General features: G+C 36.4%; 1 protein-coding gene. It reads right to left on the bottom strand.

Translation table 11 applies throughout. From position 1 onward, the window contains the following. Positions 1-429 (bottom strand): sulfatase-like hydrolase/transferase (locus EAO36_RS08375; protein WP_162983303.1); only part of this gene is annotated, 429 nt, incomplete at both ends.

Consider the following 429-nt stretch of genomic DNA (forward strand, 5'->3'; position numbering starts at 1 on the left):
TTTCTCATACAGCCGATCCCCACAATAAATTCTCTTTCTCTTGATATCAAACTGGGGGCTAAAGAGATTTTTAGATTCTAGATTATCTTTAGTGTGAATCCCCACGATGGGCAAAAGAGAGTGGATTAAATCATCGCTCATGAAGGGTTTATTGATAGCCTCTGCGATGGCTTTAACTTTATCAGGGTGTTTTTGCTTGAAAGTGTCAGTAACATAGATCACAAAGGGGATTTCTACTCCAAAGTTAGAACATTTATGCCCATAGGTGTTAGAACTCTCAAATATATCTTGAGCGTGATCGGAGAGATAAACAATGATTGCATCTTTATCTTGAAAGAGTTTAAAAATCTCTCCTAAAACATGATCGGTGTAATACAACGAATTGACATAATCGGCAATAATTTGCTTATCTTTGTCATTTTGGACATG

Source organism: Helicobacter mehlei (assembly GCF_003660265.1).
Lineage (GTDB): Bacteria > Campylobacterota > Campylobacteria > Campylobacterales > Helicobacteraceae > Helicobacter > Helicobacter mehlei.